General features: G+C 58.7%; 31 protein-coding genes. 9 read left to right on the forward strand and 22 right to left on the reverse strand.

Annotated elements, in window-relative coordinates:
- Positions 1-26: 26 nt before the first annotated feature.
- From ACZ5RG_RS12360 to ACZ5RG_RS12375, 4 genes are read right to left on the reverse strand one after another with little or no spacing between them, the layout of a single operon-like run.
- Positions 27-1,529, reverse strand: coding sequence for a phage portal protein (locus ACZ5RG_RS12360; RefSeq protein ID WP_464447219.1), 1,503 nt, complete (start codon positions 1,527-1,529; stop codon positions 27-29).
- A gap of 1 nt (position 1,530) precedes the next feature.
- A complete protein-coding gene (locus tag ACZ5RG_RS12365; RefSeq protein ID WP_464447220.1) occupies positions 1,531-1,740 on the reverse strand; it encodes a phage head-tail joining protein in 210 nt (69 codons plus the stop codon).
- Complete coding sequence (locus tag ACZ5RG_RS12370; protein ID WP_464448208.1) at positions 1,740-3,677, reverse strand: phage terminase large subunit family protein; 1,938 nt, start codon at positions 3,675-3,677, stop codon at positions 1,740-1,742. Before ACZ5RG_RS12370 ends, ACZ5RG_RS12365 begins: the two co-directional genes overlap by 1 nt.
- 42 nt (positions 3,678-3,719) lie before the next feature.
- Positions 3,720-4,271, reverse strand: a complete 552-nt coding sequence (locus ACZ5RG_RS12375) for an elements of external origin (protein ID WP_108401946.1) — start codon at positions 4,269-4,271, stop codon at positions 3,720-3,722.
- A 95-nt stretch (positions 4,272-4,366) separates the two neighbouring features.
- On the opposite strand from ACZ5RG_RS12375, the gene ACZ5RG_RS12380 reads away from it, so the two are divergent.
- The 4 genes from ACZ5RG_RS12380 to ACZ5RG_RS12395 are packed head-to-tail and all read left to right on the forward strand — an operon-like array spanning position 4,367 to position 5,848.
- Positions 4,367-4,600 (forward strand): DUF6900 domain-containing protein, encoded by a 234-nt coding sequence (locus tag ACZ5RG_RS12380; protein WP_464447221.1) that lies wholly within the window; start codon positions 4,367-4,369, stop codon positions 4,598-4,600.
- A 53-nt stretch (positions 4,601-4,653) separates the two neighbouring features.
- The gene (locus tag ACZ5RG_RS12385; RefSeq protein WP_464447222.1) at positions 4,654-5,100 is read left to right on the forward strand and encodes a DUF3489 domain-containing protein; all 447 of its coding nucleotides are present in this window, start codon (positions 4,654-4,656) and stop codon (positions 5,098-5,100) included.
- Between the two features lie 7 nt (positions 5,101-5,107).
- Positions 5,108-5,467, forward strand: a complete 360-nt coding sequence (locus ACZ5RG_RS12390; RefSeq protein WP_422169423.1) for a hypothetical protein — start codon at positions 5,108-5,110, stop codon at positions 5,465-5,467.
- A 3-nt stretch (positions 5,468-5,470) separates the two neighbouring features.
- Positions 5,471-5,848, forward strand: coding sequence for a hypothetical protein (locus ACZ5RG_RS12395; protein ID WP_464447223.1), 378 nt, complete (start codon positions 5,471-5,473; stop codon positions 5,846-5,848).
- On the opposite strand, the gene ACZ5RG_RS12400 is transcribed toward ACZ5RG_RS12395, so the two are convergent.
- The 14 genes from ACZ5RG_RS12400 to ACZ5RG_RS12465 form a co-directional block, all read right to left on the reverse strand.
- Complete coding sequence (locus tag ACZ5RG_RS12400; protein WP_464447224.1) at positions 5,833-7,098, reverse strand: site-specific DNA-methyltransferase; 1,266 nt, start codon at positions 7,096-7,098, stop codon at positions 5,833-5,835. The genes ACZ5RG_RS12395 and ACZ5RG_RS12400 overlap by 16 nt on opposite strands.
- 261 nt (positions 7,099-7,359) lie before the next feature.
- Positions 7,360-7,779, reverse strand: coding sequence for a DUF6362 family protein (locus tag ACZ5RG_RS12405; RefSeq protein WP_313881901.1), 420 nt, complete (start codon positions 7,777-7,779; stop codon positions 7,360-7,362).
- Positions 7,772-7,978: a hypothetical protein gene (locus tag ACZ5RG_RS12410; RefSeq protein WP_108418337.1), complete on the reverse strand. Its 207-nt coding sequence runs from the start codon at positions 7,976-7,978 to the stop codon at positions 7,772-7,774. The genes ACZ5RG_RS12405 and ACZ5RG_RS12410 overlap by 8 nt, the downstream gene beginning before the upstream one ends.
- 1 nt (position 7,979) lies before the next feature.
- Entirely contained in the window at positions 7,980-8,453 is a 474-nt protein-coding gene (locus ACZ5RG_RS12415) for a crossover junction endodeoxyribonuclease RuvC (RefSeq protein ID WP_464447225.1), read from the reverse strand.
- A 126-nt stretch (positions 8,454-8,579) separates the two neighbouring features.
- On the reverse strand, positions 8,580-10,850 hold the full coding sequence (locus ACZ5RG_RS12420) for a phage/plasmid primase, P4 family (protein ID WP_464447226.1): 2,271 nt from the start codon (positions 10,848-10,850) through the stop codon (positions 8,580-8,582).
- Positions 10,843-11,070 (reverse strand): MerR family transcriptional regulator, encoded by a 228-nt coding sequence (locus ACZ5RG_RS12425; protein ID WP_108401956.1) that lies wholly within the window; start codon positions 11,068-11,070, stop codon positions 10,843-10,845. Before ACZ5RG_RS12425 ends, ACZ5RG_RS12420 begins: the two co-directional genes overlap by 8 nt.
- Positions 11,057-11,803, reverse strand: coding sequence for a hypothetical protein (locus tag ACZ5RG_RS12430; protein ID WP_464447227.1), 747 nt, complete (start codon positions 11,801-11,803; stop codon positions 11,057-11,059). The genes ACZ5RG_RS12425 and ACZ5RG_RS12430 overlap by 14 nt, the downstream gene beginning before the upstream one ends.
- Positions 11,800-12,285 (reverse strand): DUF6511 domain-containing protein, encoded by a 486-nt coding sequence (locus tag ACZ5RG_RS12435; RefSeq protein WP_464447228.1) that lies wholly within the window; start codon positions 12,283-12,285, stop codon positions 11,800-11,802. The genes ACZ5RG_RS12430 and ACZ5RG_RS12435 overlap by 4 nt, the downstream gene beginning before the upstream one ends.
- 9 nt (positions 12,286-12,294) lie before the next feature.
- A complete protein-coding gene (locus tag ACZ5RG_RS12440) occupies positions 12,295-12,903 on the reverse strand; it encodes a hypothetical protein (RefSeq protein ID WP_464447229.1) in 609 nt (202 codons plus the stop codon).
- Between the two features lie 3 nt (positions 12,904-12,906).
- Complete coding sequence (locus ACZ5RG_RS12445) at positions 12,907-13,725, reverse strand: ATP-binding protein (protein WP_211308689.1); 819 nt, start codon at positions 13,723-13,725, stop codon at positions 12,907-12,909.
- Complete coding sequence (locus tag ACZ5RG_RS12450; protein WP_464447230.1) at positions 13,725-14,474, reverse strand: BRO-N domain-containing protein; 750 nt, start codon at positions 14,472-14,474, stop codon at positions 13,725-13,727. The genes ACZ5RG_RS12445 and ACZ5RG_RS12450 overlap by 1 nt, the downstream gene beginning before the upstream one ends.
- Positions 14,471-14,956 carry a hypothetical protein gene (locus ACZ5RG_RS12455; RefSeq protein WP_464447231.1) on the reverse strand — a complete coding sequence of 162 codons (486 nt, stop codon included), beginning with the start codon at positions 14,954-14,956 and terminating at the stop codon, positions 14,471-14,473. The genes ACZ5RG_RS12450 and ACZ5RG_RS12455 overlap by 4 nt, the downstream gene beginning before the upstream one ends.
- Before the next feature lie 13 nt (positions 14,957-14,969).
- Entirely contained in the window at positions 14,970-15,233 is a 264-nt protein-coding gene (locus tag ACZ5RG_RS12460) for a helix-turn-helix transcriptional regulator (protein WP_424380591.1), read from the reverse strand.
- Between the two features lie 580 nt (positions 15,234-15,813).
- On the reverse strand, positions 15,814-16,245 hold the full coding sequence (locus tag ACZ5RG_RS12465) for a DUF4148 domain-containing protein (RefSeq protein WP_464447232.1): 432 nt from the start codon (positions 16,243-16,245) through the stop codon (positions 15,814-15,816).
- 209 nt (positions 16,246-16,454) lie between these two features.
- Between ACZ5RG_RS12465 and ACZ5RG_RS12470 the strand changes: the two genes are divergently transcribed.
- A complete protein-coding gene (locus ACZ5RG_RS12470; RefSeq protein WP_464447233.1) occupies positions 16,455-17,405 on the forward strand; it encodes a LysR family transcriptional regulator in 951 nt (316 codons plus the stop codon).
- 100 nt (positions 17,406-17,505) lie between these two features.
- Here the strand turns inward: ACZ5RG_RS12470 and ACZ5RG_RS12475 are convergent, their stop codons facing one another.
- A complete protein-coding gene (locus tag ACZ5RG_RS12475) occupies positions 17,506-18,099 on the reverse strand; it encodes a TetR/AcrR family transcriptional regulator (RefSeq protein WP_066692010.1) in 594 nt (197 codons plus the stop codon).
- Positions 18,100-18,192: 93 nt separating this feature from the next.
- On the opposite strand from ACZ5RG_RS12475, the gene ACZ5RG_RS12480 reads away from it, so the two are divergent.
- Genes ACZ5RG_RS12480 through ACZ5RG_RS12495 form a run of 4 tightly spaced genes read left to right on the forward strand, consistent with a single transcriptional unit; the run spans position 18,193 to position 22,902 of the window.
- Complete coding sequence (locus ACZ5RG_RS12480) at positions 18,193-19,611, forward strand: TolC family protein (RefSeq protein WP_464447234.1); 1,419 nt, start codon at positions 18,193-18,195, stop codon at positions 19,609-19,611.
- 1 nt (position 19,612) lies between these two features.
- Complete coding sequence (locus ACZ5RG_RS12485) at positions 19,613-20,581, forward strand: HlyD family secretion protein (protein ID WP_464447235.1); 969 nt, start codon at positions 19,613-19,615, stop codon at positions 20,579-20,581.
- A gap of 7 nt (positions 20,582-20,588) precedes the next feature.
- The gene (locus ACZ5RG_RS12490) at positions 20,589-21,761 is read left to right on the forward strand and encodes an ABC transporter permease (RefSeq protein ID WP_464447236.1); all 1,173 of its coding nucleotides are present in this window, start codon (positions 20,589-20,591) and stop codon (positions 21,759-21,761) included.
- A 1-nt stretch (position 21,762) separates the two neighbouring features.
- Positions 21,763-22,902 carry an ABC transporter permease gene (locus ACZ5RG_RS12495; protein WP_464447237.1) on the forward strand — a complete coding sequence of 380 codons (1,140 nt, stop codon included), beginning with the start codon at positions 21,763-21,765 and terminating at the stop codon, positions 22,900-22,902.
- A gap of 226 nt (positions 22,903-23,128) precedes the next feature.
- On the opposite strand, the gene ACZ5RG_RS12500 is transcribed toward ACZ5RG_RS12495, so the two are convergent.
- Genes ACZ5RG_RS12500 through ACZ5RG_RS12510 form a run of 3 tightly spaced genes read right to left on the reverse strand, consistent with a single transcriptional unit; the run spans position 23,129 to position 25,478 of the window.
- Positions 23,129-23,599: a hypothetical protein gene (locus ACZ5RG_RS12500; protein WP_464447238.1), complete on the reverse strand. Its 471-nt coding sequence runs from the start codon at positions 23,597-23,599 to the stop codon at positions 23,129-23,131.
- Complete coding sequence (locus ACZ5RG_RS12505; RefSeq protein ID WP_464447239.1) at positions 23,596-25,014, reverse strand: recombinase family protein; 1,419 nt, start codon at positions 25,012-25,014, stop codon at positions 23,596-23,598. The genes ACZ5RG_RS12500 and ACZ5RG_RS12505 overlap by 4 nt, the downstream gene beginning before the upstream one ends.
- The gene (locus ACZ5RG_RS12510) at positions 25,011-25,478 is read right to left on the reverse strand and encodes a DUF2924 domain-containing protein (RefSeq protein ID WP_464447240.1); all 468 of its coding nucleotides are present in this window, start codon (positions 25,476-25,478) and stop codon (positions 25,011-25,013) included. Before ACZ5RG_RS12510 ends, ACZ5RG_RS12505 begins: the two co-directional genes overlap by 4 nt.
- Between the last annotated feature and the right edge of the window lie 129 nt (positions 25,479-25,607).

Raw genomic sequence — 25,607 nt, forward strand, 5'->3', positions numbered from 1 at the left:
AGATGTGGTTCATAAGTCCTCTGGTTTCAGGTTTGCTGATCCACCAAGGGCGCGCTTGGTGAGTCAGGTGGGAGCGAGGGAGCAGCCGAGTTGGTCGCACCATTGCGGGCCACTTGTCTGGGGTCCGTATCCAAAACGAGCCCCAGAGCATCAGCTCGTGCGTTATCTGCCGCGATCTCTTTGTCGATCGTTTCCGCGTCGTAGCCAAAGGAAGAGATGGCCTCAGACCGGCTCATCAAACCGGAGCGAATGGCCAGCTGGAGGGCTTTGAATTCCTTCTCGGGATCCACCCACTGCCAGCCTTGCGGTATCCATTTCGCCGCCTGCCATGCTCTGGCGGACTGACGGCTCTTGGCATACCCCTGCGCAGTCAGTGCGCCACTGAGCACTGCCGCATCCATCCATGCACGCCAGATCGGGCGGCACATCTGATGCACGATCACGCCATGCTGGATGGCTTCACATCGGCGACGGAACTCCAGGAGACCGGCACGGATCGACGAGTAGTTCACGCCCGACAGATCGCCCGTCAACTGTTCGTAGGTGATGCCCATGGCCACCGCGACTGCACGAAACTGCACTCGTAGAAATTCCGCATACGAGCCACCAACATCCGCCGGATCGGAGAACTTCACATCCTCACCAGGCTCCAGGACTTGCAAGGTGCCCGGCTCCAACCCCGTCATGGCCACGCCAAACTCGTCAGCTTCGCCCTCTCCCAGCAATTGGTCTTCAGGCGACTGGCGCGTGATGAAGCCAGCGAACATGGCCGCCGTCTTTTTGCGAACCAGCTCTGCGTCGTCGTACTGGTCGAGCTCATTGAGCTTGACCAAGGCCCGCGACAGCCAGGGCTCGCCGCGAATCTGTCCAGGTCGCAGGGGGCGAAACAGGTGGACGATCTCCTCAGCGGGGATGGGCACCAGGTCGTTGCCATTGACCGTCAAGCTCGGGTCACCCGGATGCTCGCGGTACAGGTGATAGGCCACCCGACGGCCAAGTGCATCAAACTCGATGCCGCTGCGGATCGGGTTGCCCGATGCACTGATCGTGTTCAGGCTCAAAGGCAGGTGCTCAGGCTCCAGAATCTGCAACTGGATCGGCACACTCAGGCCATCCTCTAGCCGCCGATTGCGGATGCGGATCAGGCATTCGCCGCCTTCGACCATCGCCCGGCAAGCAAGTGACTGCAGGCCGTAGAAATCGGTGAGGTTGTTGCTGTCTGCTTCCTCCACCCACTGCCACCACAGCGCATGAACATTCTCCCGGAACTTAGGGTCATCCACCAAGGATTGCGGCTTGATCCCCGTGCCGATGGCATTGGAGACAAAGCTGTCGACCGCGTTGGCCGCCCAGGCGTTTCTGCGCACCAGGTCCCGAGACTTGACCCGCAGTTGGTTGCCCGTGGCCAGCATCGCCGAGACAGCTCCTGGATCACCAGGATTCCAGACACGAGACCTGCGACCTGAGCCAGCTGCCTCATGAACGGAATTCCAGCCCACATAGGCCGTGAGTTTTTTCCAAAAGGCCATCTCAGAACCCTTTGGTCGTGGTGACACGGATTTGCCGGGTCTTGGTTTTGCCACTGTCGGATGCCAGCGCTGCCTCCACTTCGGCCAAGGCCAGTTTGAGATCGGAGACCGTGCGGTACTCGATGGTCTTGCCGTCGTAAGTCACCCGATGCTCGCCACTGGCAATGGCTTCTCGCAGCGCTTGGGCATGTTCAAGGGTATAGGTCGTCATCAGTTCATCCACCGGCTGCGAATCAAGCGCCTGCCGCGTTGTGGTCCTTTAGAAACAACGAAGCCACCGCTGGGGGTGGCTTCTTGCTTGGTTGATTGGGCTTCTTCGGGTGGTCCTGCCATGCCCAGCGGCTTTTCCAATTCGCGCCAATGACGCTCCTCATATCGGTCCAGGCCAGCGAGGCTCGCGGCGGCCCGTGCGTAGACGTAGCAATCAAGTGCTTCGTTGCGTTCGCGGATTTTTTGCCACTCACGCACCGGATAACCATTACGGTCCCGGCGCGTGACCAACTGCTCTGAGCACAACTGCTGCACAAACTCGGCATCGACCTTGGGCAAATGGATGTACCCAGCGGGATACAGAATCTCGCCATCTTCAGTCACCTCCAGGGTCTTGCGCAGGTGGTTGTAGAACTCCAGCTTGGCAATGCCACCCACCACCGAATAGACCCGAACACCCCGGCGCAGCTTCTTGCCACCTACGGTCATGTCCACCGCCGTCGGCAATCCGACCAAAGCAGCGCCCCGGGCCACGCCCTTCATGGGCAGCAACCTGGAGTCACGCAACTTGCGCACGAAGGCATAGGCCTCTTGCGTGGCAAAACCAGTGTCCAAACCGATGCGCGAGAGGCGCAACTGCACCCCAGACGCATGCGTCCACGACTCATCGAGCATTTCGCGCAGTCGCTGCCAGACCGTCTCGCGGGAGGTGTCGCCTGCCAGCACACGGTGCTCCACCAACCAGGCTTCTTTGCCCCGACCGAATGCCCAGACAGAAACCTCAATGCGGTCCTTCTGAACGTCCACCCCGGCGCATAGCAAAGCCGCCCCCAGTGGGACGGTGCCGATCCGATAGTCCTCACGGCGCTCGAGCAAACGCTCCCATTCAGGGGTTTCACCTTGCTCGACCCAGGTCTCGCCCAGCTCTGTGTTTTTGAATGCTTTCAAGGCAGTTGCAGATCCTTGCGCCGCTTCCCAGGCTGCGGCGATGTCGGCCCAACTGCGCCAACCCACCGGGCTGTACAGACTGGACAAGTGAAACCCCACCGTTTTGCCCACGTAGTCCGGAAACGATGACTGCCACCGTCCCCGTTCGAGCATCTCGGTCTTTTGGTATTCGTAGATGGGCTGCTCGCACGACTCACATTTGTAGTGCGCTGTCTCGGGCAGTCCTTTTTCCCAAATCAGTTGTTCGAAGGTCAGGACTTGTTCGTACTCGCAGTGCGGGCACGGGACCATGAACTGTCGCTGGTCTGTTTGTTCGTACTCGCGCTCGATGCGTGACGATCCAGAAATTGTTGGCGTCGAGACAATGAAAATTTTTCTGCGTGCAAAGGTTCGGGTTCGAGCCTCAGCCAGTGCAATCGCATCACCTTCTCCTTCAACGTCACCCGGGTAGCCATCAACTTCGTCCAGAAACAAATAGCGCACTGGCATTGAGCGCAGACCCACGGCACTGTTTGCGCCCGTCATCACCAGAACGCCACCACGGAACTCTTTGCCCAGGATGGTGTTGCCTGAATCGCGCGCCCTTGCGGGGGCGATCAAGCTAGAGAGCGTCGGGCTCTCTTCAATGAGTGGATCAATCCGCTGCTTGGAGTTGCGCTTGGCCATCTCGACCGTCGGCGCAACAGCCATCATGGGACCAGGGGCCAAATGGATCACATAGCCAATCCAGTTGTTGCCGCACTCCGTGCCGCCGACCTGCGCGCCTTTCATGAACACCACCCGCTCGACGGGTGACGTCGGTGAGAGACAGTCCATGATCTCTTTGAGATAGGGCGTGCGATTGGTTCGCCACTTGCCCGGCTCCGAGGCCGACTTTCCTGAAAGCACTCGGTACTGATCAGCCCATTCAGACACGGTCAGCAGTGGGTCGGGGGTGAGCCCCTCGCGCCACGCCTCAGCAATGGCATCAAATCCGTCATAGTGTTCCAACACATTCCTGCATTCCGTAAAGCCTCAAGCCCCAATCAGGGCTCAGTCCAATCGAACGGCCAAATCGCCCAGTTCGATCAAGTGATTGCGCACGGCTTTTTCCAGCAGCACATGCAAGGTATGCCCATCGGCGTTGAGGTCAGCGGCCATCTGCGCAGCCACCCGCGCAGGCCAGTTCAACCAGGCATCGCGCTCGGCGCGCGCCATCTTGAAAACGTGTGCGACGGCCTGATCACGATTGACAAGTTCCCCCTTGAGGCGGGCCAGTCGCACCCTGTTGGTCTGCGCCTTGAGCACCTCATTGGCGGTCTTGGCCTGCAGCAAGGTGGTGCCACCGCCTTTGGGTTCAAACGCACCCGCTGATTCACCCAGCGTTTCCCGTATTCCCGCAATCGCCTCATTGGAGACGGGCTTGTGTTTGCCCCGCTGCTGCGCGGCGTCTGTGTTTTTGCTCCATTGAGCGTCGGCCTGCGCCGCATTGATCGTGCCGTCTGCGTTGGGGGTGATCCGCCCGGCCTCAATGGCCTTGCGCACCGCCGTATCGGACACCCCTCGGTGGCGCGCATAGGCCCGAATTGAGAGTCGATCGGTCATACCCAAGTGAAAGAGTCTGGCTAAGAAATTGACTTGATGTTGTTCGGAAATGAAGCGTTCATACGGTCATCAATCAACGTTTTTTGGAGCGCCGCATGAACCACAAGAAAACCACCAACGCCATCAACGCGCCTTCTTGCCTTTTGGAGCAGATCGCACGCGAGCACCTTTTTGTCCAGACGCTGCAGACGCAGAACTCGGACCGGCTGGACTTTCACGACGTGTCGGTTTGGGGGATTGAGGCAGCTCTGCAAGCGGCTTATCAAGCTGGCCTGCAGGCACAGACGAAGAAGCAACAGGGGAATAAAAAAGATTCAGAAATCGCTTGATAAGCGAGCGAAATGAAGCGTTCATCACATCACCATTTTTTAAAGGAAAAACCATGAAACTCTCCGAGACCCAAACCAATCTGCTCACCGCAGCGGCCCAGCATCCAGAGCACTTGCTGGCCGACTTTCCGGCCAATCTCAAAGGGGGTGCGCGGCTTAAGGTTTTGACATCCCTGGCCAACGCCAATCTCATTGCCGCCCACAGCCAAGCCGAGGACGGCACCACGCGATTTGCAATCACAGACACAGGGCGCAGCGCCCTTGGCATTGCGATCGAAGCCAAGGCAACACCCTCCAAACGAGAGGGCACCAAGCAGGCCACCCTGATCGAATTGCTCCAGCGTCCGGAGGGGGCAACGCTCGAGCAGATGGTCCAGGCCACCGGATGGCAACAGCACACGGTCAGGGGCTGCATGGCCGGAGCCCTGAAAAAGAAGCTCGGTTTGAGCATCGTTTCCGAGAAAACCGATGGCCAACAACGCACCTATCGCATTGCCTGAGGTTCACATGAAAAACATCACCCTCAACATCGAATGCAAACCCTTGACCGTGGATTTCGACGGCCAGGAGATTGAGGTTCAAGAGCTGAGCATCCGCTTACCCTTCGGACGCAAACCCAGCGACATCAACGACATCGCAGGCAGCGGCGATTACATCGTCTACGTCACCGAGGTCCGCGAGATGGAACCCGAAGAGTTCGACGGATTCGCGATGAATCTCTTTAAGTCGCGCGACTGGCTCAAGGGCAAGGGCGGCTATCTAGGGCAAGGACGCCTTTGCATCCAAGTTCACGCGCCCGGTCGACCCTATCTGTTCATCGATCCATCTGGCGGGGACTACCCGCGTTACGTTGCCCGATTGGGGTGAGCCATGCAAACACCACAAGGAAAAGACCCGCTCAAAATTCCTGCCTCCGAAAACGAGTCCTGGGGCTTTTGGGGAACGATGGGCGGCTACGCCAGCATCGCATGGCCAATAGCGATGACGGAAATCTCCAAGGCCACCGGTGAGCCGCTTGAATCCGTCCGTGTATTTCTGGACAGCCGCCATGGCCGTCACTTTGCCGATGCGGTTCAAAACGGTCTTTTGAGCAACCCTGACATGCACCAGGCCGTTGCAAAGGCCATCGAGAAGTGGATGAGCTGGACGATAGGACGCACTACCCAGCGCAGCCATGGCATCCCAAAGGGACTGCCATACCTAACCGGATTTGTAATTCAGAGCGGGATAGATCAGGACTGCGCCTGATCCACAGCTTCTTGCTCATAGGCCAGCGGCGCTTGCCCCAGCTCTGAGCCGCCGCTTTCTCGAACGGCTTTCTTGCCGGTGTAATCCTCCCAGCGTTTGACGATTACGTCGACGAACTTCGGATCCAGTTCAATCAAGCGAGCTTGACGCCCCGTCTTCTCACACGCAATCAAGGTGGTGCCGGAGCCGCCAAACAGATCCAGAACGACATCGCGGCTCTTGGATGAATTGCGAATGGCCCGCTCAACCAGTTCGACCGGTTTCATGGTCGGGTGCAGATCGTTGACGCGTGGCTTGTTGTAAAACCAAACATCCGCCTGGTCTCGGTCACCACACCAGAAATGATCGGTTCCCTGCTTCCAGCCGTACAAGATCGGCTCGTACTGACGCTGGTAATCAGCCCGACCCAGCGTGAAGGTGTTCTTTGCCCAGATCACAAAGGTCGACCACTTACCGCCTGCATCGAGCCATGCCTTTTGCAAGGTATGCAGCTCCGATGAACTCATGCAGACGTAGCACGCGCCCTTGGTGACCACCAGCAGGTTGACGCAGGCGTCATAGAGAAATTGGTAGAAGCCGTCGCCCAAGGCGTCGTTGAGGATGCGTCGGTCTTTGCCGCGCATCTTGTCCTTGGCGCTGTTGCCGTAGTCCACGTTGTAGGGTGGATCGGTGAATGCCATGTCTGCCAGTTGGCCATCCATCAGGCGCTCCACATCTGTCAGGACCGTGGAGTCGCCGCAAAGCAAGCGATGGTTGCCGAGGATCCACAGGTCGCCCGGCTTTGAGGTCGGTTCTACTGGGGTTTCCGGTACTGCGTCTTCGTCGGTCAGACCATCGCTTTGTTCATCGCCGTTGAGCAGCTTGTCGATTTCCTCATCGCTGAAACCCATCAGGTCGAGGTCGTACTCGGCGGCCTGCAACTCAGCCAGCTCCAACTTCAGAAGCTCTTCATCCCAGCCTGCGTTCTCGGCAATACGGTTGTCGGCCAGGATGTAGGCCTTCTTCTGGGTGGGCGTCAGGTGGGCCAACTCGATCACGGGCACTTCTGTGAGCCCCAACTTGCGGGCAGCCATCAAGCGGCCATGCCCAGCAATCACGCCGCGCTCACCATCCGACAGGATCGGGTTGGTGAAACCAAACTCGGCAATGGATGCTGCGATCTGGGCCACCTGGCCGTCGCTGTGTGTACGGGCGTTGCGCGCATAAGGGATGAGCGCATCCACCGCGATCATTCTGATCTCGGGAGTCATAAATTCCTTGGGGGGTGTTGGGGAGGTGCAAACCCGGTGCGAACTGCAAACCCGGTTTTTGAATCTGTCGCTATCGAAATCTCGGGCCTTTGCCCCCCGCATAGGGATTTGGCAAGGAAGGACCCAGAAATTTGTATGGAGGGAGTGGCCTGCACTCCTTTCCACACCATAGCTGAAAATGTACGCTCAAATGGCCCCAAATGCTTCACTGGGTAAAGTCGCTCATTGCCTCAGATGCACCCACACACGCCACCATTCCAATCAATTCACGCCAATTTCCGCGCATGAGTTGAATGACCCGTTGAGCCTGTCGGCCACCAGTTGCATTGCCTTCTTCCAACGCCTGGCAGCCGTGTTGCGATCGCAAGCAAAGCGTCTGCCGATTTGATGCCACTCGTAACGCTTGGCGCGCATCCACACCAGATGGCGTTGCTCTTCCTCCAACCACTGAACCCAGCGCATGGTCTCGAGCATGCGTTCCACAGCCTCAGGACCGGGTGGCATGGGACGGTAGACACGCTCGGGGTCTGGATAGCGATTGGGCACTTGCATGGCCAAGCTCATCCAAGGGCTGGCATACCCCTGAACCCGAACGGGTGGAAGGCGATATGACGTGTGAGCTGCATCGCTAAAACGTGCGGCCACATCGTCAACAGTCCAGATGGTGATCGTCTTAGCCATGCTTGCCTCCTGGGCCATAGAGGCGTTCACCAATGCGTCGGATGAACTCACGCTCGAGGAAGTCCAGTCGCTCGTCTTGATCTGACACGACCAGGATGTGTTGCTCACGCCAGCCTGAACGCTTGACGGCATCCAGATCTGTCACGACAGGCTGCACTTTTCCAAGAGCGCAGCGATACGGTTGTGCTGGGACTTTCATCTCACACCTCCTGTGTCGTCTGACGATCGCGGGCCAGATAGGCCAGTGCAATTGCGTCTGCTTCGTTGTCGTCTGCAGGTTGATGTCCACGCGTTTGAACGCTTGCGATCATCTCGTCCTTGCCTGCGTTGCCTTTGCCGGTCGCGTGCTTTTTGATCGTGCCCACAGGGATGCCTTCGTAGGGGATCTGATGGTGCTCACACCAGGCGGTCAGTTGTCCCATGAAGCCACCGTATGCATGGGCAGCATCCACACCCACATGCCTGCGTACTTCTTCAAACACGACCAGGTCAATGCCTGTGGTGCATTGCTTGACGTCTGTGAGCCAGCGTTTGAATTTCAGGAACCGCATGCCACCACCTTCAAAGCGTTGGAGCTTGAAGGATTGGCTGCCGCTTATGATCTGACCGTCTGAACCCATCAAGGCCCAGCCAGTCGTTGTGCCCAAGTCCAGGGCAAGAATCGTCATATTCATTTCGTCTCCAGAATTTGTTCGGGTGACGGGTTGGACAGGTTTCACGGTTATTCCTCTATCGTGTGTGTGCGCGCACGCGTGAGGGGTTAATCAGTAAGACTGTCAAATCCGTCACCATGGTTTGGTTCAATCGTCTCGGTATGGGTAGCCGCCACCGGTATGAGGCTTAGGTCGTAGACTGATGCCCGCGATTGCGCGTGCACCGCCATGCAGTCGGCATTTCTCGAACTTGCGGGTCGACATCAGCTCTGAGAATCGCTTGATCGAGCCCACGTACTCGCCAGCACGCTCAGCCCATTCGCGCCAATCAGTGAACAGATCCGACACGCCTTCGCGATGGGTCTTGCTCAAAATGCAGCGTTCTTCGATCCATTGGCCCAATGCGTCTTCCGCTTCGAAATACTCCTCAGTTGCCGAGACCACGCACTCGGGTGGACGCAGGCCATCGCGTTGCCAGGCGAGACACCCTTCGACCGCCCAGGCCAAAATACCGTCACGCTCCGCGTACAGTTTCTCGGTCAGCTTGCCGTCACGCCTCTCGGGCGGGATCGTCACCGTGAACGGGATCAGGTGCAGACGCCGCTTCATAGCTTCGTCCACGTTGCGGATCGAGGGCTTGTGGTTGCCTGCGATCAACAACTTGAACTGCGGGATGTATTCGAAGAAGTCCTGTCGCATGAAGCGAGCAGACACCTTGTCACCACCCGTGATGGCCTTGACCTTGGACTCGTTCCAGCGCCTGCCTTGCTCGGTTTCCACTGACGCGACAAAGCGTGCACCGCGCAATCCGGCCAGATCAGTTGGGTGTCGATCACCTCGGGCATCCATGAAGGTGTCCATGGGTGCGCTCGTGGCGTAGTCGCCCAAGATGCTGGCCAAGGTATTCACGAACACCGACTTGCCGTTCGCGCCTGTCCCGTACAAAAAGAACAATGCATGGGCGCTGGTTGCCCCGGTCAGGCAGTACCCCGCCATGCGTTGCAAGTACTCCTGCAAAAGCAGGTCGCCGCCGGTCACATCGTTCAAGAACGCTTTCCACTGTGGACAGTCACCCTTTGGTGTGGCCGTCGCAATCTTGGTCATGCGGTCTGCACGGTCATGCGGACGCGTGACACCCACCTTGAGGTTCACTACGCCACCAGGGGTGTTGAGCAAGAACAGGTCTGCGTCCCACTCCTCAGTGGTGGATGCATGACGGCGATCCGATCTAGCCATGCGATCGACACCACCTACTGTGCTACTAGCGAGCAACTTGGCTGCGAGGCGGTGGGAGTCCACCTTGAGTGCGGCCTCACGGCAGATGGCGCGAATGAGGTGATGGGACATCAAGGTCTCATCGGGTTGCCAGCGGCAACCTGTCCACACCAGCCACTTTCCCCACGCCGCGCAATAGCGCCACTCGTCGGCATAGCGAGATGTGAATGCCAGCGTCAGCGCATCATCGGTTGCCCAAACTGTGGCGTCCTGAGACGTCATGGCCTTGGTGGTCTTCACGCACATACGCGGCCCAGAGGCAATGAACGTGGTCACATCAAAGCCCTCGAGCAGTGCATCGGCAGCGTCCCAGCCATCAGCCTTGTCATCGGGCGGCAAGAGCACATCGCAGGAATGCGCGCCTGCATCCAGGACAGCTTGCGCCGCCGCCATGGCGTACTCCCAGCCTGGCTTGTCTCGGTCGGGCCAAATCAAAACGGCCTTGCCTGTGAGCGGTGACCAGTCGGTTTTGTCCACAGGGGCATTGGCCCCGTGCATGGCAGTAGTGGCTGTGATTCCAGCGGCGATCAATGCCTGGGCACACTTCTCACCCTCAACCAAGATCACCCGATCGGCACTGACCATCCCCGGTTGGTTGAACAGGGGGCGAGGATCGGGTGGGGCCATCTTGCGACGCTTCGCGTCCCATGGACGGAACTCCTTCTTGCCCCCAGGCGGGTCATAGCGATAGACCACAGCGATTAGATGACCGGCGGGGTCAAAGTAATCCCACTTGGCCGTGGCTGGTCCCAACTCGTCGACCGGAGCTTCTTTCTTGGCTTTACGTGATTGGGTCGGTACTGCCTGGCCAACCAGATCCGCCGCGTAGTCCAACACCCGAGGAAAGTCGGATTGAACGTCTGCCCCAAGGTAAGCAGCAATCAAACCAAAGACATCTCCACCGTCGCCCGTGGCGCGATCGGTCCACAGTCCAGCCTTCTCTCCATCAAGGACGACCTCCAGGCTGTCGCCAGGACTGCCCAAGACGTCGCCCATCAGGAACTTGCCACGGCGCTTCTTGCCAGCGGGAAACAGAGTGCTCAGCACCGATTCCAGGCGATCGATCAGCGACGCACGCAACTGCTCCCGAGTAGCGTCTGTGTCTTTGTGTGCAGTTGAGTCGTTGTCATTGAAATCAAGCATCCGACGACTCTCCTTTCGCTTCTGCTTCTGCTTTCGCTTGCATCCAAGCCATCAACTCACTGACCTTGAAGCGGACCATCTTGCCTACGCGGTAATGCGGCAGGCCAAGACGCTGGCGCTCTTTCGGGTGGGTGAGCAGGTAGATGGGCACTTTCAGGCAGTAGGCCGCCTCGCGTGCATCTACCAGTCTTTCGGTGAGGATTTGATTAGCGTCCGTCATTGCTTTGTCTCCAGCACCGGTCCTGCCATGCGCACATCCGGCATTCAAAATGAGTAGGGTCTTGATAGGCGCGAACGAGAAGCTCGCCCGCCTCGGTTGCAGAGATCACCTTGAGCGCACGGTCAGACATGCGCTGCGCGAGCGCCGCGTCAAAGGGCACCAGCTCGGTGTAGATGTCCATGGTGTCGGCGTTGACCGCCGTGAAAACCGCAGGGTTTTCGTGCAGCTCCAGATAGGCTTGGTAAAGCACCACCTGAGCGTGATAGATTGGTTTGGAGATGGCCAGCTTGTTTTTTTCGAGGTCGCGCCACGACTTGGAACCGAGGCACTTGTTCTCCCACAAAGCGGGGTACTTGAAGCCATCGGGACCGCCTACGATCACGCCATCGATGTGTCCAGCCAGTCGACCGTCCAGCGCAGCAAAGCCAAATTGCTCACCATTGGCCTTCGTCGTTCGCAGATCAAAACCTGCGTCGCGAAGCCACTTGATCATGCTGTCTTCAGATAGATGGCCACGCTCGAAGATGCGAAGCAGTCGGCCAGGATGCTCACGACCAGGATCTACGGGGGCCTTTGCAAATTCGTATTGCAATGCCCGTTCACAGGAAACGCCCAAACGGGACGCACCGAGGTAAGTCCTTGGGCGTTGCTCAGCTTGACGCTTTTGCAATCCCGCATCGATCAACGCGCTAACCTGGCCCGAGATGCTGGAGGATGAATTGAAGTCCATCATTTCTTCTCTCCTTCCACCACCCAGGGCAAGTCATCCTCCAAGTCGGCAAACGGGTGTGCCAGAGGATCGGGCGTCGGTTGCATTCCACGCACAGGCGGAAACTTCGTCTGCTCGTGATGCGTCAGCATGGCGTCGGTCCAGCACGTCACGATGGCATCGATGACGCGCAGTGCCTCTGCTTCCGAGTAATCGCCCAGAGGTTTGGCAAAACCAATCTCACCAGCTGACTCACCGAATGCCTTGAGGCATTTCTTCATTGAGGCCAGTTCAATATCAGAGGGATCGATCATGGTGACCTCCTTGATATCGATCCGCCCATCGAGCACGCGCTGCCAGTTCCCGTACATCGCATGGAACACGTCCTGACATTTTTTCGAGCAGAAAACCCAGTCGATTGGGTAGCGCCGGGGATTGCCCACACCGTGACGGTTGTCGGTGTGACCGAAACCCCGGGCCTGTCTGTTGCAGACCCAGCATTTCATTCACCCTCCTTACTGAGCCCAGCTCGGTTTGCCCGAGACAGGTGCACGTTGCGCCTGAGCGGGAGCGCTGCTGGCAGGAGGTGCTTGGTAGGTTGCGGCAGGACGTGGCGCAGCCGATGTCGCCCCACGGGGGTAATCCGTCTGATCCGGCTCCACCGCCATCTTCACGACGTTGCGCATCTCACCGCGACCATCCTTTTCCACATCGATGCGCGCCACGAACTCAATGCCATCGAGCTCATTGAAGCCTTGGATGCGACGCGCGGCAGCGGCTTGCGGGGAGTTGTCCTGCGGTTGGATGTTGCGCGAGGAGTTGAGCACCGCACGGATGAAGGTGCGACCCATGTTTCCCCAAGCGGGACCCTTGGAGCTGTGCAGTCCGATGTTCGACCACATCTTGCGTCGGGCATATTCACCGTCCAGGATCACGAACTCACAGGCCAAGAAGATGCTGCCAGTCTCAAAGCTCTGGGTTGCATAGCCACCGGTCCAGCCTTGTGCTGCATCGTCATGGCCACCGGGCTTGATCGTCATGCGCACCGGTGCCACCGTTCCCTTGGGGATCAGGTCAAAAGATTGTTGTTGTTCAGCGTCGTTGAAATCGTTCCAGGCGGACATGGTTTACTCCTTGATGTTTTGGGGTTGGGTTGCGGCTGCGCACTTTTCGATGAGTGCAAGCAGGTTTGGGGGTTCGAGCATTTCGAGCTGGCCCGAACGGTCTTTGGCTGGGAAGCCATAGGGGTTGAGCGTGTGGGTCACGAAGGCGCGATACGGCTCACCGTCATCGCTCTTGATCTCTGCGAGCGTCACGACCTCATCGACGATGCCGGGCAGTTCGGCTGCCGTCTTGGAGCCTTCGATCTGCGGGACGAACACCTTGCGGTTGAAGTCATCCAGGCGCTCGTCCAAGATGGCCACGAACACGACGTGCTTGCCGCGTGCGTGTTGCAGGTGCATGAGCGCACCCAACATTTCCGAGCCCAGCAAGCCATAAGCACCACGGGTGTCAGGTTTGCCTGTGCGGTCGGAAACAGCCTGGGGTTGTGTCTTTGCCCAGATCAATGCCAGTCGCGCCAGCACAGTTATGCTGTCCACGAAGTAGCAGTCGTACTTGGCCAACTGAGCGGGGTCTCCATACTGCTCACAGACATGCGCGTAGTGCGCCTGCGAATACGGAGCCTCAGGTGGCAGCGCAGGGTTGGGACCAGCCAAGAACACAACCAGGTCACGGAATTCAGGCCAGGTGGTTGGGCGCACGCAGTCACCGCGCCAGTCTTTGACAGCCAGGTCCCCGGCCTCGAGGTCGACGAACAAGGTCTTGTCTTCAGGCAGGGTCTTGAGTTGGGTGGTTTTGCCGATGCCGCTCTTGCCGAGCAGAACCAACTTCACCCCTTTTTTCTCGCGCAGGCGCTGATCAGCGGTAATGATTGGAAGTCCCATCACGCCACCTCACGCAGTTCTTGAGCGACGCTCGGATTCCAGAGGATCTGGTAACCGCTGTGACCATTGCGCGAGTACGGCAGAGCTTCCGCCCATGCCTCACCCGGTTCGGTCAGCTCCCACTCATCACGCTCGTTGCGCACCTGCAGACCCAGGTTGGCCAGGCGCAGGTTGGTGGTCTTGGCCGAGAGGCCGACCAGCTTGCCCAGTTGCGTGGCATTGAGAGAGCAGATCGGCTCGTTGGCTGCGGGCAGCGCGCGACGCAAGGTCTCGATGGCCAGGCCGGTGTTTTCATGAATGCAGGTCAGCGTCGCAGCCATGGCGATACCCACCTTGACGCCAGGCACCTTGGCCACAGCTTCACCAATCAGGAGCAGTGAAGTGACACGGTCCTGAGTAGGTGCGGGCAATGCGGCCATGGCCGACACGGCATAGGAGCCGGTCTTGCGGATGGCAGGGAGCACCTCGTGGGTGACCCAACGCTTGAAGCGTTTGGCTTCGGCCTTACGGCTGCCGAGCACCAAGGCATACAGCCCGGGCTCGTTCACCGTGGTCATTTCTTGGGTTCCACCAGGGGTGTGAATTGAATTCACACCCTTTTCGTCGTCGTCCAGACGCTCGAGCGCCTTGCGATCAAGGCTGATAGTCGACAGCACATCAGCTGCCACGAACCATGGTTCGCCTTGTGCGTCGGTGACCACACGGACCTGGCTGCCCTCAAAATCAAATGGGACAAGTTGCTGTTTCATGAACAGACCTCCGAGTCAGGGGAAATGTGGAAAGAGGGCTTACCTGCCTCGACGGTCCGTGCGTCGGCGAATTGCTGCTGCAATGCGGGAGGCCAGTTCGTGTACCGGGTCTCAGACACTGTCAACTTGATGTCGAGGTAACTCTCAACTGCCTCACCGGATGCCACGATGCGTTCGGCGATGGTCTTGAGCTTCTTCTGGTCCCAAGACACCTTCTTGGGCAGATCGAACTTCACATGCAGACCGTCGGCTTTGATGTGAGAGGTTCCGAAGTCACGGCCAGAGGCGTGGAGGCTCTCGCGGCCTTGCACGCCAAAGCGCTGGTCGAAAGCGGCATCCAATTTGGTCCGGGCTGCTTTGAGCCAGGCAATTGCCTGGTCAAGGTTGGTGTCAACTTCAACCAATTGCTGCGCAGGCAGGTTGGCCAGTTGCGAGACGGACATCTCTGCGATGTCGGCGGGGAAAATGGACAAGTCGTTCATCTCTGTCCTCCCGTCAGGCCGTCACGCGCTCGGACGTCGAAACGTGCAGAGCGTTTTTCTCGAAATCCAAAATCATCTCGAGCGCATAGCTCACGCGCTTGGACAATTTCAGATACTTGGGACCACGACCTTCGCAGCGCCAACGCTGAAGTGTTTTGGGGCTGATGCCCCAGCGCTGGGCCAGTTCGTTCTCGTTGAGCACCCGGCGATCTCCGGGTGACAGGGTGTTGATCGCTTCTTGAGTCGATCGGGTAAGTGAGGTTGCCGTTGCTGGCATGGATTACTCCTTTGACGTTGTTGAGGAACAGGTGTCATTGGAGATTTCGGGTGGCGAACATACGAGGGACCGATTGGCGAACCACTCGAAAACTTCTGGTTCGCCAATGCCCCGCCGCAAATAAAAAAGGCGAGCACTTGGCTCGCCGGTGGTGAATTTGCCTGATGTTCAGGTACTAAATTTTTGTAGTCCAGATGTCCTTTACGGGCACTGTTAGGTGAGTGTCTCAGTCCGACCCGATGCGGTCGTCGACGAACCCACAATGAACTTCCGCTCCTGGTTAATAGCGAAGTTCAGAACAGGCGTTCGGCCGCAAATCAGCGGACCTGCAAAAGTCCTAGATTTCCCCGGAGATGCCAAAGCAGGTATGCAGGCAGGCCGAACTCGTGCATCGGCGCGCCCAGCACGACATGGCCATGTGGCTGCATCTCAGCGATCTAGCATCATCCCGAACCATCTATGCGGCTTGCCCGGCTCCAGTGAACGCGGCGCTGAGCGCCGAATTCACTGATTTCAATGACCCCGGCGTGGACTGCGTGCATTCACACCGAAGTCATGCTGCCCGATGGCAGTGGTCAGTTCAGTAGGTGATGACCGGCATTTGGCCGGTGCGGATGGCTTCGGCCAGTTCGGCTTTGACCTGCTCGCGGGTCTTGCCCTGTGCCACCGGTTTGGCCGGGTAGCGGCCGGGGAAAAGTTCATTGGCTTTCTTGCCGCTCTCTTGGTCGATCACGATGTCGCCGGTGCGGATGGCTTCGGCCAGCTCGGCTTTGACTTGCTCGCGGGTCTTACCTTCGACGACCGGTTTGGCCGCGTAGCGGCCAGGGAAAAGTTCATTGGCTTTCTTGCCGCTCTCTTGGTCGACCACGATGTCGCCGGTGCGGATGGCTTCGGCCAATTCAGCCTTGACCTGTTCGCGGGTTTTGGGGGCCGAAGCATCAAAGGCCAGGGCATGGCCAGCGGACAGGGCTGCCACGGCAAGGGTCAGGGCGGAGAGGGTATAGCGGTTCATGATCGGTTTCCTTTCGGTTTCAAGAAACGGCCGATCTGTCAACATGACAGAGCTTCTGGCCGGGTCGATGGACCTTCGTGTGGAAAGCACTGCATCGATGGGATGAACTTTAAAATTTCTGATTCGAGGGAAAAACAGCCAATAAAACATTGGGTCATTTCCAAAAGAGAAATAATGCAAGCTCTTGAAGAGCCTGTAAGGAGCGCTGGATGGACCGACTGCAGTCGATGCGTGTTTTTGAGAGCGTGGTGGACGAGGGCGGCTTTGCCGCTGCAGCGCGGGCGCTGGACATGTCGGCCCCCGTGGTCACCCGGCTCGTAGCCGACCTGGAAGAACACTTGGGCACGAGGCTGTTGCAGCGCTCCACTCGGCGCCTCTCACTCACCGAGGCTGGCCAGCAATACCTCAGCCGCATACGCCACATCCTGCAGGACATCGATGATGCCGATGCGATGGCGAGTTCGCACACCACCGAGATGGCCGGCGTGCTGCGAATCCAAGCGCCGCCCCTGCTGGCCACCTATGTTGTCGCGCCTTTGCTGGGCCGCTTTCGCAGCCAGTACCCTGCGGTGCGGATCGAGCTGCATGTGTCGCCCGTGACCGAGCCAGCCATTGAGGACTTCGACATCACCTTGCTCGGCACCGATGACAACTTCGACGCTGACATCGTGGCGCGCAAGGTCATCGAGTCAGAAGCTTTCCTGGTCGCTTCGCCGGCTTACCTGCAGCGCCGGGGGGAGCCACGCAGGCCAGAGGAGCTGGCGCACCATGATTGCCTGAGATCGAAATCGCCCCAAACCCGACCACGCATTTGGCGTTTGTGGAGTCCTCAACGAGAAGAACAATGGCAGGATGTGGAAGTTCAGCCTGTTTTGTTGTCCAACCATATGGACACGCTGTTGCGCGCTGCGCTCGATGGCGCCGGCATCATGTCTTTGCCCTTGGATATCGCGGCACCTTACCTCTCACAAGGCACTTTGGTTCGGGTGCTCTCGCCCTGGATCACAGGGCGGCTGGCCTTGTATGCGGCATTGCCGAGCCGTAAGTTCATTCCCGACCGGACACGGGTTTTTCTGGAGTATCTGATCGAGCAAACAAAGCTTCAGACCGACAAGGCCTTGAAGGCATTCACTTCAACGAAAGCGGTTTCCGTTGGTTGAGCCACCGACGCACGCGGGCCGCGGTTCAGCCTGAAATTTTCAGATGCCTTCAAATGGAGAAAGCGTGTCGATGGACGCCTGCAGACTGACCATCGACGCGCTAGGTCGGTTCCATCACACGGGTTTGGAGTGCGTTTTTCATGAATGCGGCGGCTTGGTTGCTCAATCGGGGCAAATGGGCAATCTGGTCTTGCTCGATGTGCTGCAGCACCATTTCGTTGATTCCACCAATCAGCCCAGTGGCCAGCCATTGCGGGATCGGAGTTGAGCGATGGTTGGCGGCGGCCGCCAGAAGTACCCCCGCTAGTCTTTCCATTGCCAAGCGCCTGGCGACCAGCCCTGCAGGTCCAAGCGCAAGGATCTCCACAAACAACGCGCGCAGTAGCAGGGGATTGGCGGCCAAGGTCTCCAGATAGAGCCTGATGGTCAGATCAATCTGCGAACTCCAATCTCGCTTGGGATCGATGCTGGCACGCAGCGTGGCCTCGATCTTTTGCGCAGAGTGGTTGAACAGCGCGATCAGGCAGTCGGTCTTGTCCTTGAAGTATTGGTAGAAGGTCCTCTTGGACACATTCGCCTCGCGAACGATGTCTGAAGTCGTGAGTTGCGCGTACCCGTGAGCAGTGACCGCGCGTGCCATTCCCTCCAGCAACCGGGTGCGGTGTTCATCGTCAGGGATCTGTGGTCGGCTCATGGTTCGAGTATCTCATGCTCGGTACTTGACAGTACCGAAAATCGGTGTAGAATTTTGATTATGGTACCGATTGGTACCGAACTAGAGAATGCCATGTTGAATCAACAAAATCGATTGCTTGCCAGGCTGACACTCAGTGCCTTGATGGGGGTGGCAGCTTGCCTTCCCACGCTGACACATGCCGAAGCTCTCAACTTCGAAGAAGCCGCCCATCGACTGCAAGCCAATTCAGATCGCCTGGCAATGACTCGCTTTTCTGTTGAGAGCGCACAATTAAAAGAGCAGGCCACTCGGCATCTGGGTGGTCCCGTGGTGACCGCAGGAGCTGCGGCTTTCCGCTTCCAGGGCGCCGTACAGGGCATTGATCTGACCCCCCTGACGCACACGATCGGTTCGTCGATTGCAGCGTTGCCGGCGCCGCTGGCTACCGGTTTGGCACACTTGCCGCCACTTCCGAACAGCCTCGATCTGAGCACGCAGCGCAGTGGCAATACCTCATCCGTCTCGGCCATATTGCCGATCTACACCGGTGGCGCCACCACGGCAATCAAACAGGCCTTGCAAGCCAAAACCGAAGAGGCCCGGGCAGACGGCCGCCAGGTACAACAGGAAGTGTTCAATGAGTTCGTGCAGCGCTACTTCGGCGCCCAACTGGCTGAACGCGCCGCCGGATTGCGTGAAGTGGCCTACCGGACCGTCCTGGAGCATGACGCCGCCACGCAGCGAATGCTGGAAGCAGGCCTTGTCGCACAGGTCGAGCGACTCCAGGCTCGCGCAGCGATGGAGGATGCCAAGCGTAACGCCCTGAAGGCCCGGGATGACGCTGAGTTGGCGTCGACGGCGTTGGCCAGAACCCTTCGCAACGCTGAGCGGATTCAACCGATGAGCCCGCTGTTCGTGATCAGTTCGCCGATCGAGCCGCTCGGCTACTTCACTGACGCTGCCCTGGAACGTCACCCGGGATTGGGCAAGGTGTCTGCCAAGAAGCATGAAGCCGAGCAAATTCATGCGCTGGAAGAGTCGCAGAAGAAGCCTGCGGTATTCGCCTTCGGTCAACGCCAACTGCGCTCCTCTGACCAGGCCAACTGGGTTGTGGGCGTCGGGGTCAGCTGGAGGTTGTGGGGTGGCGTGGACCGTTCCTTGATGAGCGAAGCCTCTCACCGGCTCATCGAGATGGCGGACAGCCAGGACAAGCAAGCCCGAAATGACATTGCCTTGCTGGTCGAGAAACGCTGGATGGCCGTCGAGCAAACACGCCGCCAGTTCCTTGCGCTGACCCCGAGTCTGGAGTTGGCCAATGCAGTCCTCCAACTCAAGACCAAGGGCCAGAAGGCGGGTACCAACTCCACGCTGGAACTGATCGACGCCGAAGTGAACCTGGCCAAAACCAAAACGGAACAGGCGCAAGCGGCTTACGACTATGTCAAGGCGCTCGCCGATCTCCTTGAAGTGTCTGGCCTGTCCGATCAATTCGGCAGTTACATGGCTCGTGCCGATCTGAAAGTGCAATGAAATGAACAAGAAATCAACCACCACTCTGGCCATCGTCGGCGCAGTCACACTTCTCAGCGTGGGCCTATGGAAGGCCAAACAGCCTGGCGCCGAGGCGTTCCAGGGGCAAATGGAGGTTCAGGAAGTAGACGTCGCTTCCAAGGTCAGTGCCCGGATCGCGGACATCTTGGTCAAGGAAGGGGATGTCATCACGGTCGGCTCGCCGCTGATTCGCCTGGACAGTCCTGAGGTGAGCGCAAAACTGGCGCAGGCCACTGCGGCCCAGGAGGCTGCGCAGGCCACCGCGGCCAAGGCACAAAATGGCGCCCGCCCCCAGGAGGTGGAAATCGCCCGTCTGAACTGGCAGCGCGCAGTGGCTGCAGCGGACCTGGCGCAGACATCGTTCAAGCGGATAGATGGATTGGCCAAGGAAGGCTTGATCGCTGCGCAAAAGCGCGACGAGGCCGAAGCCAATTTCAAGGCAGCCCGCGATCAAGCCCTCGCTGCACAGGCCCAATTCGAGATGGCTCGCGACGGGGCACGTGCCGAAGACAAGCAAGCTGCTGCCGCTCAGGCGCGTCAATTGGCTGGAGTCGTAGCTGAAGTCCAGGCGGCCAAGGCCGAGACGGAACTCAAGAGTCCAGTGGCCGGCGAAGTCGTCAAGGTGCTGGGGCGCGTGGGTGAAATTTCGCCCCAAGGCGTCCCCGTGGTCACGGTTGCCAACATGGCAGATCAGTGGGTGGTGCTCAACGTGCGCGAAGACAAACTCGACAAGTTCGCCGTCGGCAAAGAATTCGATGCCACCTTGCCTGCCCTGAAAGGCCGTAAGGTTCACTTCAAGGTCTACCGGGCAGCAGTCCTGCCTGATTTCGCCACGTGGCGTGCCACCAGGTCCGATCAGGGCTTTGACATCAAGACCTTCGAGGTGCGTGCCCGCCCGTCCCAAATGATTGAGGGCGTTCGCCCTGGCATGTCCGTGCTGGTCGAGTGAATTGACCATGCGCCACTTCTTCAACAGCACCAGGCGGGAGGTCCATCGCCTTGGTCAAAGTCCCTGGGACTTGGCGATGGTGACGTGGGTGCCTGTATTGGCCGTGGTGTTGATCGTTTGGATATTCTCAAGCGCCATCCCCAGGAATCTGCCTGTTGGCGTGATGGATGAAGACCATTCCGCGCTATCGCGACAACTGGTCCGCATGCTCAACGCCTCGCCTGGCATGCAAGTGGTGGACGAATTCGACAGCGAGTCCTCGGTCCAACTTGCCCTAAGAGAGGTGCGGGTCTACGGGATGATCAACATCCCCCGGGACTTCGAGAGAGACATCAAGCGTGGGATAAAGGCGGAGGTCATTCTGCGTCACAACGCTCAGTTCGCCACGCATTCGAGTCTGCTGCAGCGGGATGTACGCACGGTGGTTGGGACCCTGGCCGCCGGCATCGAAATGTCTGCACGGAACAAGCGAGGTGAATCGGCCCAACAGGCCAAGGTCAGTTTTAACCCGATCCAAATCCAATCGATCGCACTGTTCAACGGGTCTGGCAACTACGAAAAGTACCTGACTGCCGCCGCGATCCCCGCCATCCTTCACATCCTCGCGATGACGGCTGGGGCTTGGGCGGTCGGCCGTGAATTCAGGGACAGGACGCTGGGGCAGTGGCTGCAGCACGGGGGGCCGCGGGCCGTCGGAGCAGCCTTGCTGGGCAAGCTGGCGATTCCCTGGGTGACCCTGACCAGCGTGGGCGCCGCGGCGCTCTGGTACATCACGACCGGGCGTGGCTGGGACATCCCTGGGAGCCTTCTCTGGATCTTCTTGGCCATGACCTTACTGATGGCGCTATCGCTGGCCGCGGGTGCAGCGGCGGCCACTCTGACCAAGTCCTTGCGCACTGCGTTGTCCGTCACGGGGCTTTTGACCGCGCCGGCATTCGCGTTCAGCGGTATGAGTTTCCCGCTGAGTGCGATGCCTGACAGTGCTCGGATGTGGGCGACCTCCATGCCGTTCACCCACTACATCCGATTGCAGACCGAGCAATTGCTGATGGGCTTAACCTTCGGCGCGAGTGCCGCCACACCTGCTGTATTCCTGCTGGCCACCCTCGGGTTGCTCGGGCTGGCGGCCTTGGGCTTGGTCCAGGCTCGCGACAAGCCATCGACCTGGGGAGCGCGTTGACATGACCTCGCACCATCCCACTTCGCTGAGGTCAGGGTTCGTCGCAACGCTGAGGGACGTCTTGCGCGACAAGGGCGCATTGATGATCTTTGTGGCTGCGCCCCTGTTCTATGCTTTCTTCTACCCCTGGTTCTTTGGCCCGGAGGTCGTGACCCGGATCCCGGTGGCGGTTGTCGACCAGGATCACTCGGCGCTTTCACGCTCGATTCATCGTCTGGCACTTGCCAATCCTCGCATCGAGGTCAAGGCAGTGGGGGCGGATGAGCGAGCCGCGCAAGCCGCCATGAGTCGTGGTGAGATTGATGGCTATCTGGTCCTGCCCGACGACCTGAAAGCCCATGTTGCCAGGGGAATGCCCGCTATGGTGACCGTGGTCTCGAACGGGGCCTATCCCCTCATCAGCAAGGCAGTTCAGTACGGCTTTTCTGAGGCCGTGGGCGCAGCCTCGGCAGGTGTTGAGATCAGGCAGCGAGAGGCCAAAGGACAGAGTCCCCGCCAAGCCGGCGAGAGCCGCACTCCCGTGGATTTCCGGGCCATGGCGCTGTTCAACCCTACAGAAGGCTATAGCAGCTTCATTGTTCCTGCCGTTGCCTTGTTCATCATGCACCAGACCCTCCTGATGGGCGTGGGTATGCTGGTGGCGACCTGGGTCGAACGAGGCGCGGCTTATGCCAGTCCAATGGCCTGGATCGGGCGCTGGCTGGCATTCCTGTTGCCGGGATTGGTGTCTGGCCTGTTCTATTTCGGATGGGTCTTTTGGCTCTACGGTTACCCTCGCGCTAACAACGTGGCTGGCTCCCTGGTTTTCCTGGTCCTGTACGTGTCGGCCATCGTGACGCTGGGGTCACTTGTGGGCCTGTGGTGTAGAGATCGCGAACGGGTCCTTCAAGTCCTGCTTTTTTCGACATTGCCGATGGTGTTTCTTGCCGGATTTTCCTGGCCGCCAGAAGCGTTGCCGCTCCCGTTGCAGTATCTGCGGTGGTTGATACCGACAACGTCTGGAGTGCAGGCTGCATTGCGCCTGAATCAAATGGGAGCCCCTCTGCAAAGCGTGATGCCCTATCTCGGTTGCCTGTTGGCACTGACCGTGGTGGCCGGCAGCTTCGTCTTGAAATTCGGCGGTAAGCCGCAGGGCGATTGAGGACGGAGATACTTGCACACGCGCAGGCAATGGGCTGCTGTGAAGGCACGCTGCTGGTTCGAGGAAGAGCCACGCGTCGACTTCATCCGCAATATCGCCCCCTGGGACGCCGACGATCTGGACGCTGATCGCAGCCGAGGATTGCGATTGGACTCTGAGCGGCCGTTGATCAAAGTTCTGCTGACGGCAGCTTTTGGCCGTTTGCAGTCAAATCAAGCTGAGCAAATCACACAAAGGCAAGCATCTTTTTTTGCTCCTCCCAGTCGCGTGGCAAGGGCTCATGACGCCCACGGATGGTCTGCAGGTTCAGGTGCCTTGGTTGGGACCCGTCCAGAATGGCCTCAATGATGTCGGGTGCCAGATGCGCCATGCGCAGGACCTCCGCAACCCAACCGGGCTCCAGCTTGAAAGCACGAGCCAGATCTGTCGCCGTGGCGTACTTGCCCTCATCAAGCAAGCGTTGCCAATAAAACGCCTTGCCCAGCGTTTTGATCATCGGAATGTCCATGCCGCCCGACATGACGTTCGAACTGGAGCCCGACGGTGGGGTCAAGAGCTTGCGGTTTTGTTTGCGACGGATCGTGAGCGGAACCATCGTCACACGTTGCGTGCCGTCCATGATTTGCCGCGCAGCCCCACCCACTTCGATTCGCACATTGCGCAACCTTGGGTTGCCCTGATATGCCTCGTTAGTCATGCATTCACCTCCTCTGCATACTCTTTGGCCTCTTCCACATAGGGGTGCGCTACGATGCTTGGGTCAAGTCCGATCCAACCGTCCTCGCGCCAATGGATGTCTAGACTGCCATCCTTGAAGTCCACGCGCTCAATGAGCAACTGTGCAATGCGCTGTTGCTCCGCAGGGAACAACTGCTTCCAGACATCAGCAATTCGCCTCATAGACACCACTACCTGGTCTTCTTTAAGATCGGCTCCGGCACTGTGCTGCAGGCATGAGCGCCACACACCAATCAATGCCTCCGGCTCCATCAGCGCCAGCTCGATTTCATTCAATACCGCAGCCTCGATTTCAGCTGCCGGGAGCGCACCGATGCTTTTCCCGTTTCCATCCTGCGTTGCACCTGCGCTGCGTCGTTTCTCTAAGTACGGCACGTAGTACCGATACATGCGGCCATTCTTTTTCTTGGTGTAGTGATGGATCATGCGCTGCCCATCGGGTGCAAACAACAAGCCGCCCAACAGCGCTGGGTACTCGTCCCTGCGCTCTCTGGGGCCTTGCTTTCGCTTGTTGACGAACGCTTGCACGCCATCCCACAACTCCTGCGAAATGATGCTGGTGTGCTGCGCCGGGAAATACTCGCCCTTGTGATTGATCTCACCAAGGTACAGGCGATTGCGTAGCAGGAAAAATAGGTAGTGCTGATCAATGGGTCGGCCCGCACGGTGCTGGCCGGATTGAGTGACCCAAGATTTTGTGCTGTGACCTTCGATATCCAACTCACGTACCAGGCGAGCTGCGGATCCGTGCTCTGCGTACCGACGGAAGATGTCCTGAACCAAGCTCGCCTCTCGCTCGTTGACTATCAGTTTTCGATCGACCACGTCGTAACCCAGTGGGGGCGTACCGCCCATCCACATCCCTTTAGCCTTGCTGGCCGCGATCTTGTCCCGAATGCGCTCGCCCGTGACTTCACGTTCAAACTGTGCAAAGGACAGCAAGATGTTGAGCGTCAGCCGCCCCATCGATGTGGTCGTGTTGAACTGCTGGGTGACCGAGACAAACGAGACGTTGTTGCGATCGAAAACCTCCACCAGCTTGGCAAAGTCAGGCAGGCTGCGCGTGAGACGGTCGATCTTGTAGACCACCACCACATCAATTTTTCTGGCCTCGATGTCTGCCATCAGGCGCTTGAGTCCAGGACGATCAATATTGCCGCCGGAGAATCCGCCGTCGTCGTAGGTGTCATCCAGCGCCAGCCAACCTTCATGGCGTTGGCTGCTCACAAATGCGAGACCAGCATCGCGTTGTGCTTCCAGGCTGTTGTACTCCTGATCCAAGCCTTCATCGGTCGACTTGCGCGTGTAGATCGCACATCGCTTTTTGGGAATGAACGAGGGCGTGCTTGCCACTGATGTGCGGGAGGTTCTCATGCGACCTCCTTCTTGGTGGACTTCAACCCAAAAAAGGCAGGTCCCGACCATGGGCAACCAGCGATCAACCGCGCGATCGCCGACAAACTCTTGAACCGCTGGCCACGGTACTCAAAGTCGCGCATGCCGCGCACGACCACCTTGTGCTCTTGATCATCAAAGAAACGGCTGAGCATGGTGCCGGGCAGCAGGCGATCCGCATCACCTTGCAAGCGCTTGGGAAGCACCCCTGTTTCGCCGATTTCCTCAAGCTTCCTACGCGTCGTCGGCTTGAGAGAACCGAAGGCCTTTTCCTGAATCCTGTAGGCCAGTCGGGACTCCAGCCAGGTGCGATGGTGGTGCTGTGGTCGTTCATCAAAATGCGCGTCCCACATGGCCCATATGTTCTGCATGGGCAGGTGCGGTAGCTGCGCGACTTGCGCCGCGATGGATACCGTTTTTGATTGTTGTGCGTGTGTCGTCATGTGCAAACTCCTTCTTAGTGATCGGTGTTTGCATTCACGCTCTTCTGGCCAGCGAAGCCAAGTGAAACCTTCCTACTGTCGCGAATAGGTGAAGGTTTCTGCGCAGATGATTCAGCTTCGCGCAGTCGT

This window comes from Limnohabitans sp. TEGF005 (assembly GCF_055394835.1).

Bases quoted from the DNA above. Each gene is read 5' to 3' on its own strand.
- ACZ5RG_RS12360 (WP_464447219.1), bottom strand. From the start codon at position 1,529: ATGGCCTTTTGGAAAAAACTCACGGCCTATGTGGGCTGGAATTCCGTT.
- ACZ5RG_RS12365 (WP_464447220.1), bottom strand. From the start codon at position 1,740: ATGACGACCTATACCCTTGAACATGCCCAAGCGCTGCGAGAAGCCATT.
- ACZ5RG_RS12375 (WP_108401946.1), bottom strand. From the start codon at position 4,271: ATGACCGATCGACTCTCAATTCGGGCCTATGCGCGCCACCGAGGGGTG.
- ACZ5RG_RS12380 (WP_464447221.1), top strand. From the start codon at position 4,367: ATGAACCACAAGAAAACCACCAACGCCATCAACGCGCCTTCTTGCCTT.
- ACZ5RG_RS12385 (WP_464447222.1), top strand. From the start codon at position 4,654: ATGAAACTCTCCGAGACCCAAACCAATCTGCTCACCGCAGCGGCCCAG.
- ACZ5RG_RS12390 (WP_422169423.1), top strand. From the start codon at position 5,108: ATGAAAAACATCACCCTCAACATCGAATGCAAACCCTTGACCGTGGAT.
- ACZ5RG_RS12395 (WP_464447223.1), top strand. From the start codon at position 5,471: ATGCAAACACCACAAGGAAAAGACCCGCTCAAAATTCCTGCCTCCGAA.
- ACZ5RG_RS12400 (WP_464447224.1), bottom strand. From the start codon at position 7,098: ATGACTCCCGAGATCAGAATGATCGCGGTGGATGCGCTCATCCCTTAT.
- ACZ5RG_RS12405 (WP_313881901.1), bottom strand. From the start codon at position 7,779: ATGGCTAAGACGATCACCATCTGGACTGTTGACGATGTGGCCGCACGT.
- ACZ5RG_RS12410 (WP_108418337.1), bottom strand. From the start codon at position 7,978: ATGAAAGTCCCAGCACAACCGTATCGCTGCGCTCTTGGAAAAGTGCAG.
- ACZ5RG_RS12415 (WP_464447225.1), bottom strand. From the start codon at position 8,453: ATGAATATGACGATTCTTGCCCTGGACTTGGGCACAACGACTGGCTGG.
- ACZ5RG_RS12420 (WP_464447226.1), bottom strand. From the start codon at position 10,850: ATGCTTGATTTCAATGACAACGACTCAACTGCACACAAAGACACAGAC.
- ACZ5RG_RS12425 (WP_108401956.1), bottom strand. From the start codon at position 11,070: ATGACGGACGCTAATCAAATCCTCACCGAAAGACTGGTAGATGCACGC.
- ACZ5RG_RS12430 (WP_464447227.1), bottom strand. From the start codon at position 11,803: ATGATGGACTTCAATTCATCCTCCAGCATCTCGGGCCAGGTTAGCGCG.
- ACZ5RG_RS12435 (WP_464447228.1), bottom strand. From the start codon at position 12,285: ATGAAATGCTGGGTCTGCAACAGACAGGCCCGGGGTTTCGGTCACACC.
- ACZ5RG_RS12440 (WP_464447229.1), bottom strand. From the start codon at position 12,903: ATGTCCGCCTGGAACGATTTCAACGACGCTGAACAACAACAATCTTTT.
- ACZ5RG_RS12445 (WP_211308689.1), bottom strand. From the start codon at position 13,725: ATGGGACTTCCAATCATTACCGCTGATCAGCGCCTGCGCGAGAAAAAA.
- ACZ5RG_RS12450 (WP_464447230.1), bottom strand. From the start codon at position 14,474: ATGAAACAGCAACTTGTCCCATTTGATTTTGAGGGCAGCCAGGTCCGT.
- ACZ5RG_RS12455 (WP_464447231.1), bottom strand. From the start codon at position 14,956: ATGAACGACTTGTCCATTTTCCCCGCCGACATCGCAGAGATGTCCGTC.
- ACZ5RG_RS12460 (WP_424380591.1), bottom strand. From the start codon at position 15,233: ATGCCAGCAACGGCAACCTCACTTACCCGATCGACTCAAGAAGCGATC.
- ACZ5RG_RS12465 (WP_464447232.1), bottom strand. From the start codon at position 16,245: ATGAACCGCTATACCCTCTCCGCCCTGACCCTTGCCGTGGCAGCCCTG.
- ACZ5RG_RS12470 (WP_464447233.1), top strand. From the start codon at position 16,455: ATGGACCGACTGCAGTCGATGCGTGTTTTTGAGAGCGTGGTGGACGAG.
- ACZ5RG_RS12475 (WP_066692010.1), bottom strand. From the start codon at position 18,099: ATGAGCCGACCACAGATCCCTGACGATGAACACCGCACCCGGTTGCTG.
- ACZ5RG_RS12480 (WP_464447234.1), top strand. From the start codon at position 18,193: ATGTTGAATCAACAAAATCGATTGCTTGCCAGGCTGACACTCAGTGCC.
- ACZ5RG_RS12485 (WP_464447235.1), top strand. From the start codon at position 19,613: ATGAACAAGAAATCAACCACCACTCTGGCCATCGTCGGCGCAGTCACA.
- ACZ5RG_RS12490 (WP_464447236.1), top strand. From the start codon at position 20,589: ATGCGCCACTTCTTCAACAGCACCAGGCGGGAGGTCCATCGCCTTGGT.
- ACZ5RG_RS12495 (WP_464447237.1), top strand. From the start codon at position 21,763: ATGACCTCGCACCATCCCACTTCGCTGAGGTCAGGGTTCGTCGCAACG.
- ACZ5RG_RS12500 (WP_464447238.1), bottom strand. From the start codon at position 23,599: ATGACTAACGAGGCATATCAGGGCAACCCAAGGTTGCGCAATGTGCGA.
- ACZ5RG_RS12505 (WP_464447239.1), bottom strand. From the start codon at position 25,014: ATGAGAACCTCCCGCACATCAGTGGCAAGCACGCCCTCGTTCATTCCC.
- ACZ5RG_RS12510 (WP_464447240.1), bottom strand. From the start codon at position 25,478: ATGACGACACACGCACAACAATCAAAAACGGTATCCATCGCGGCGCAA.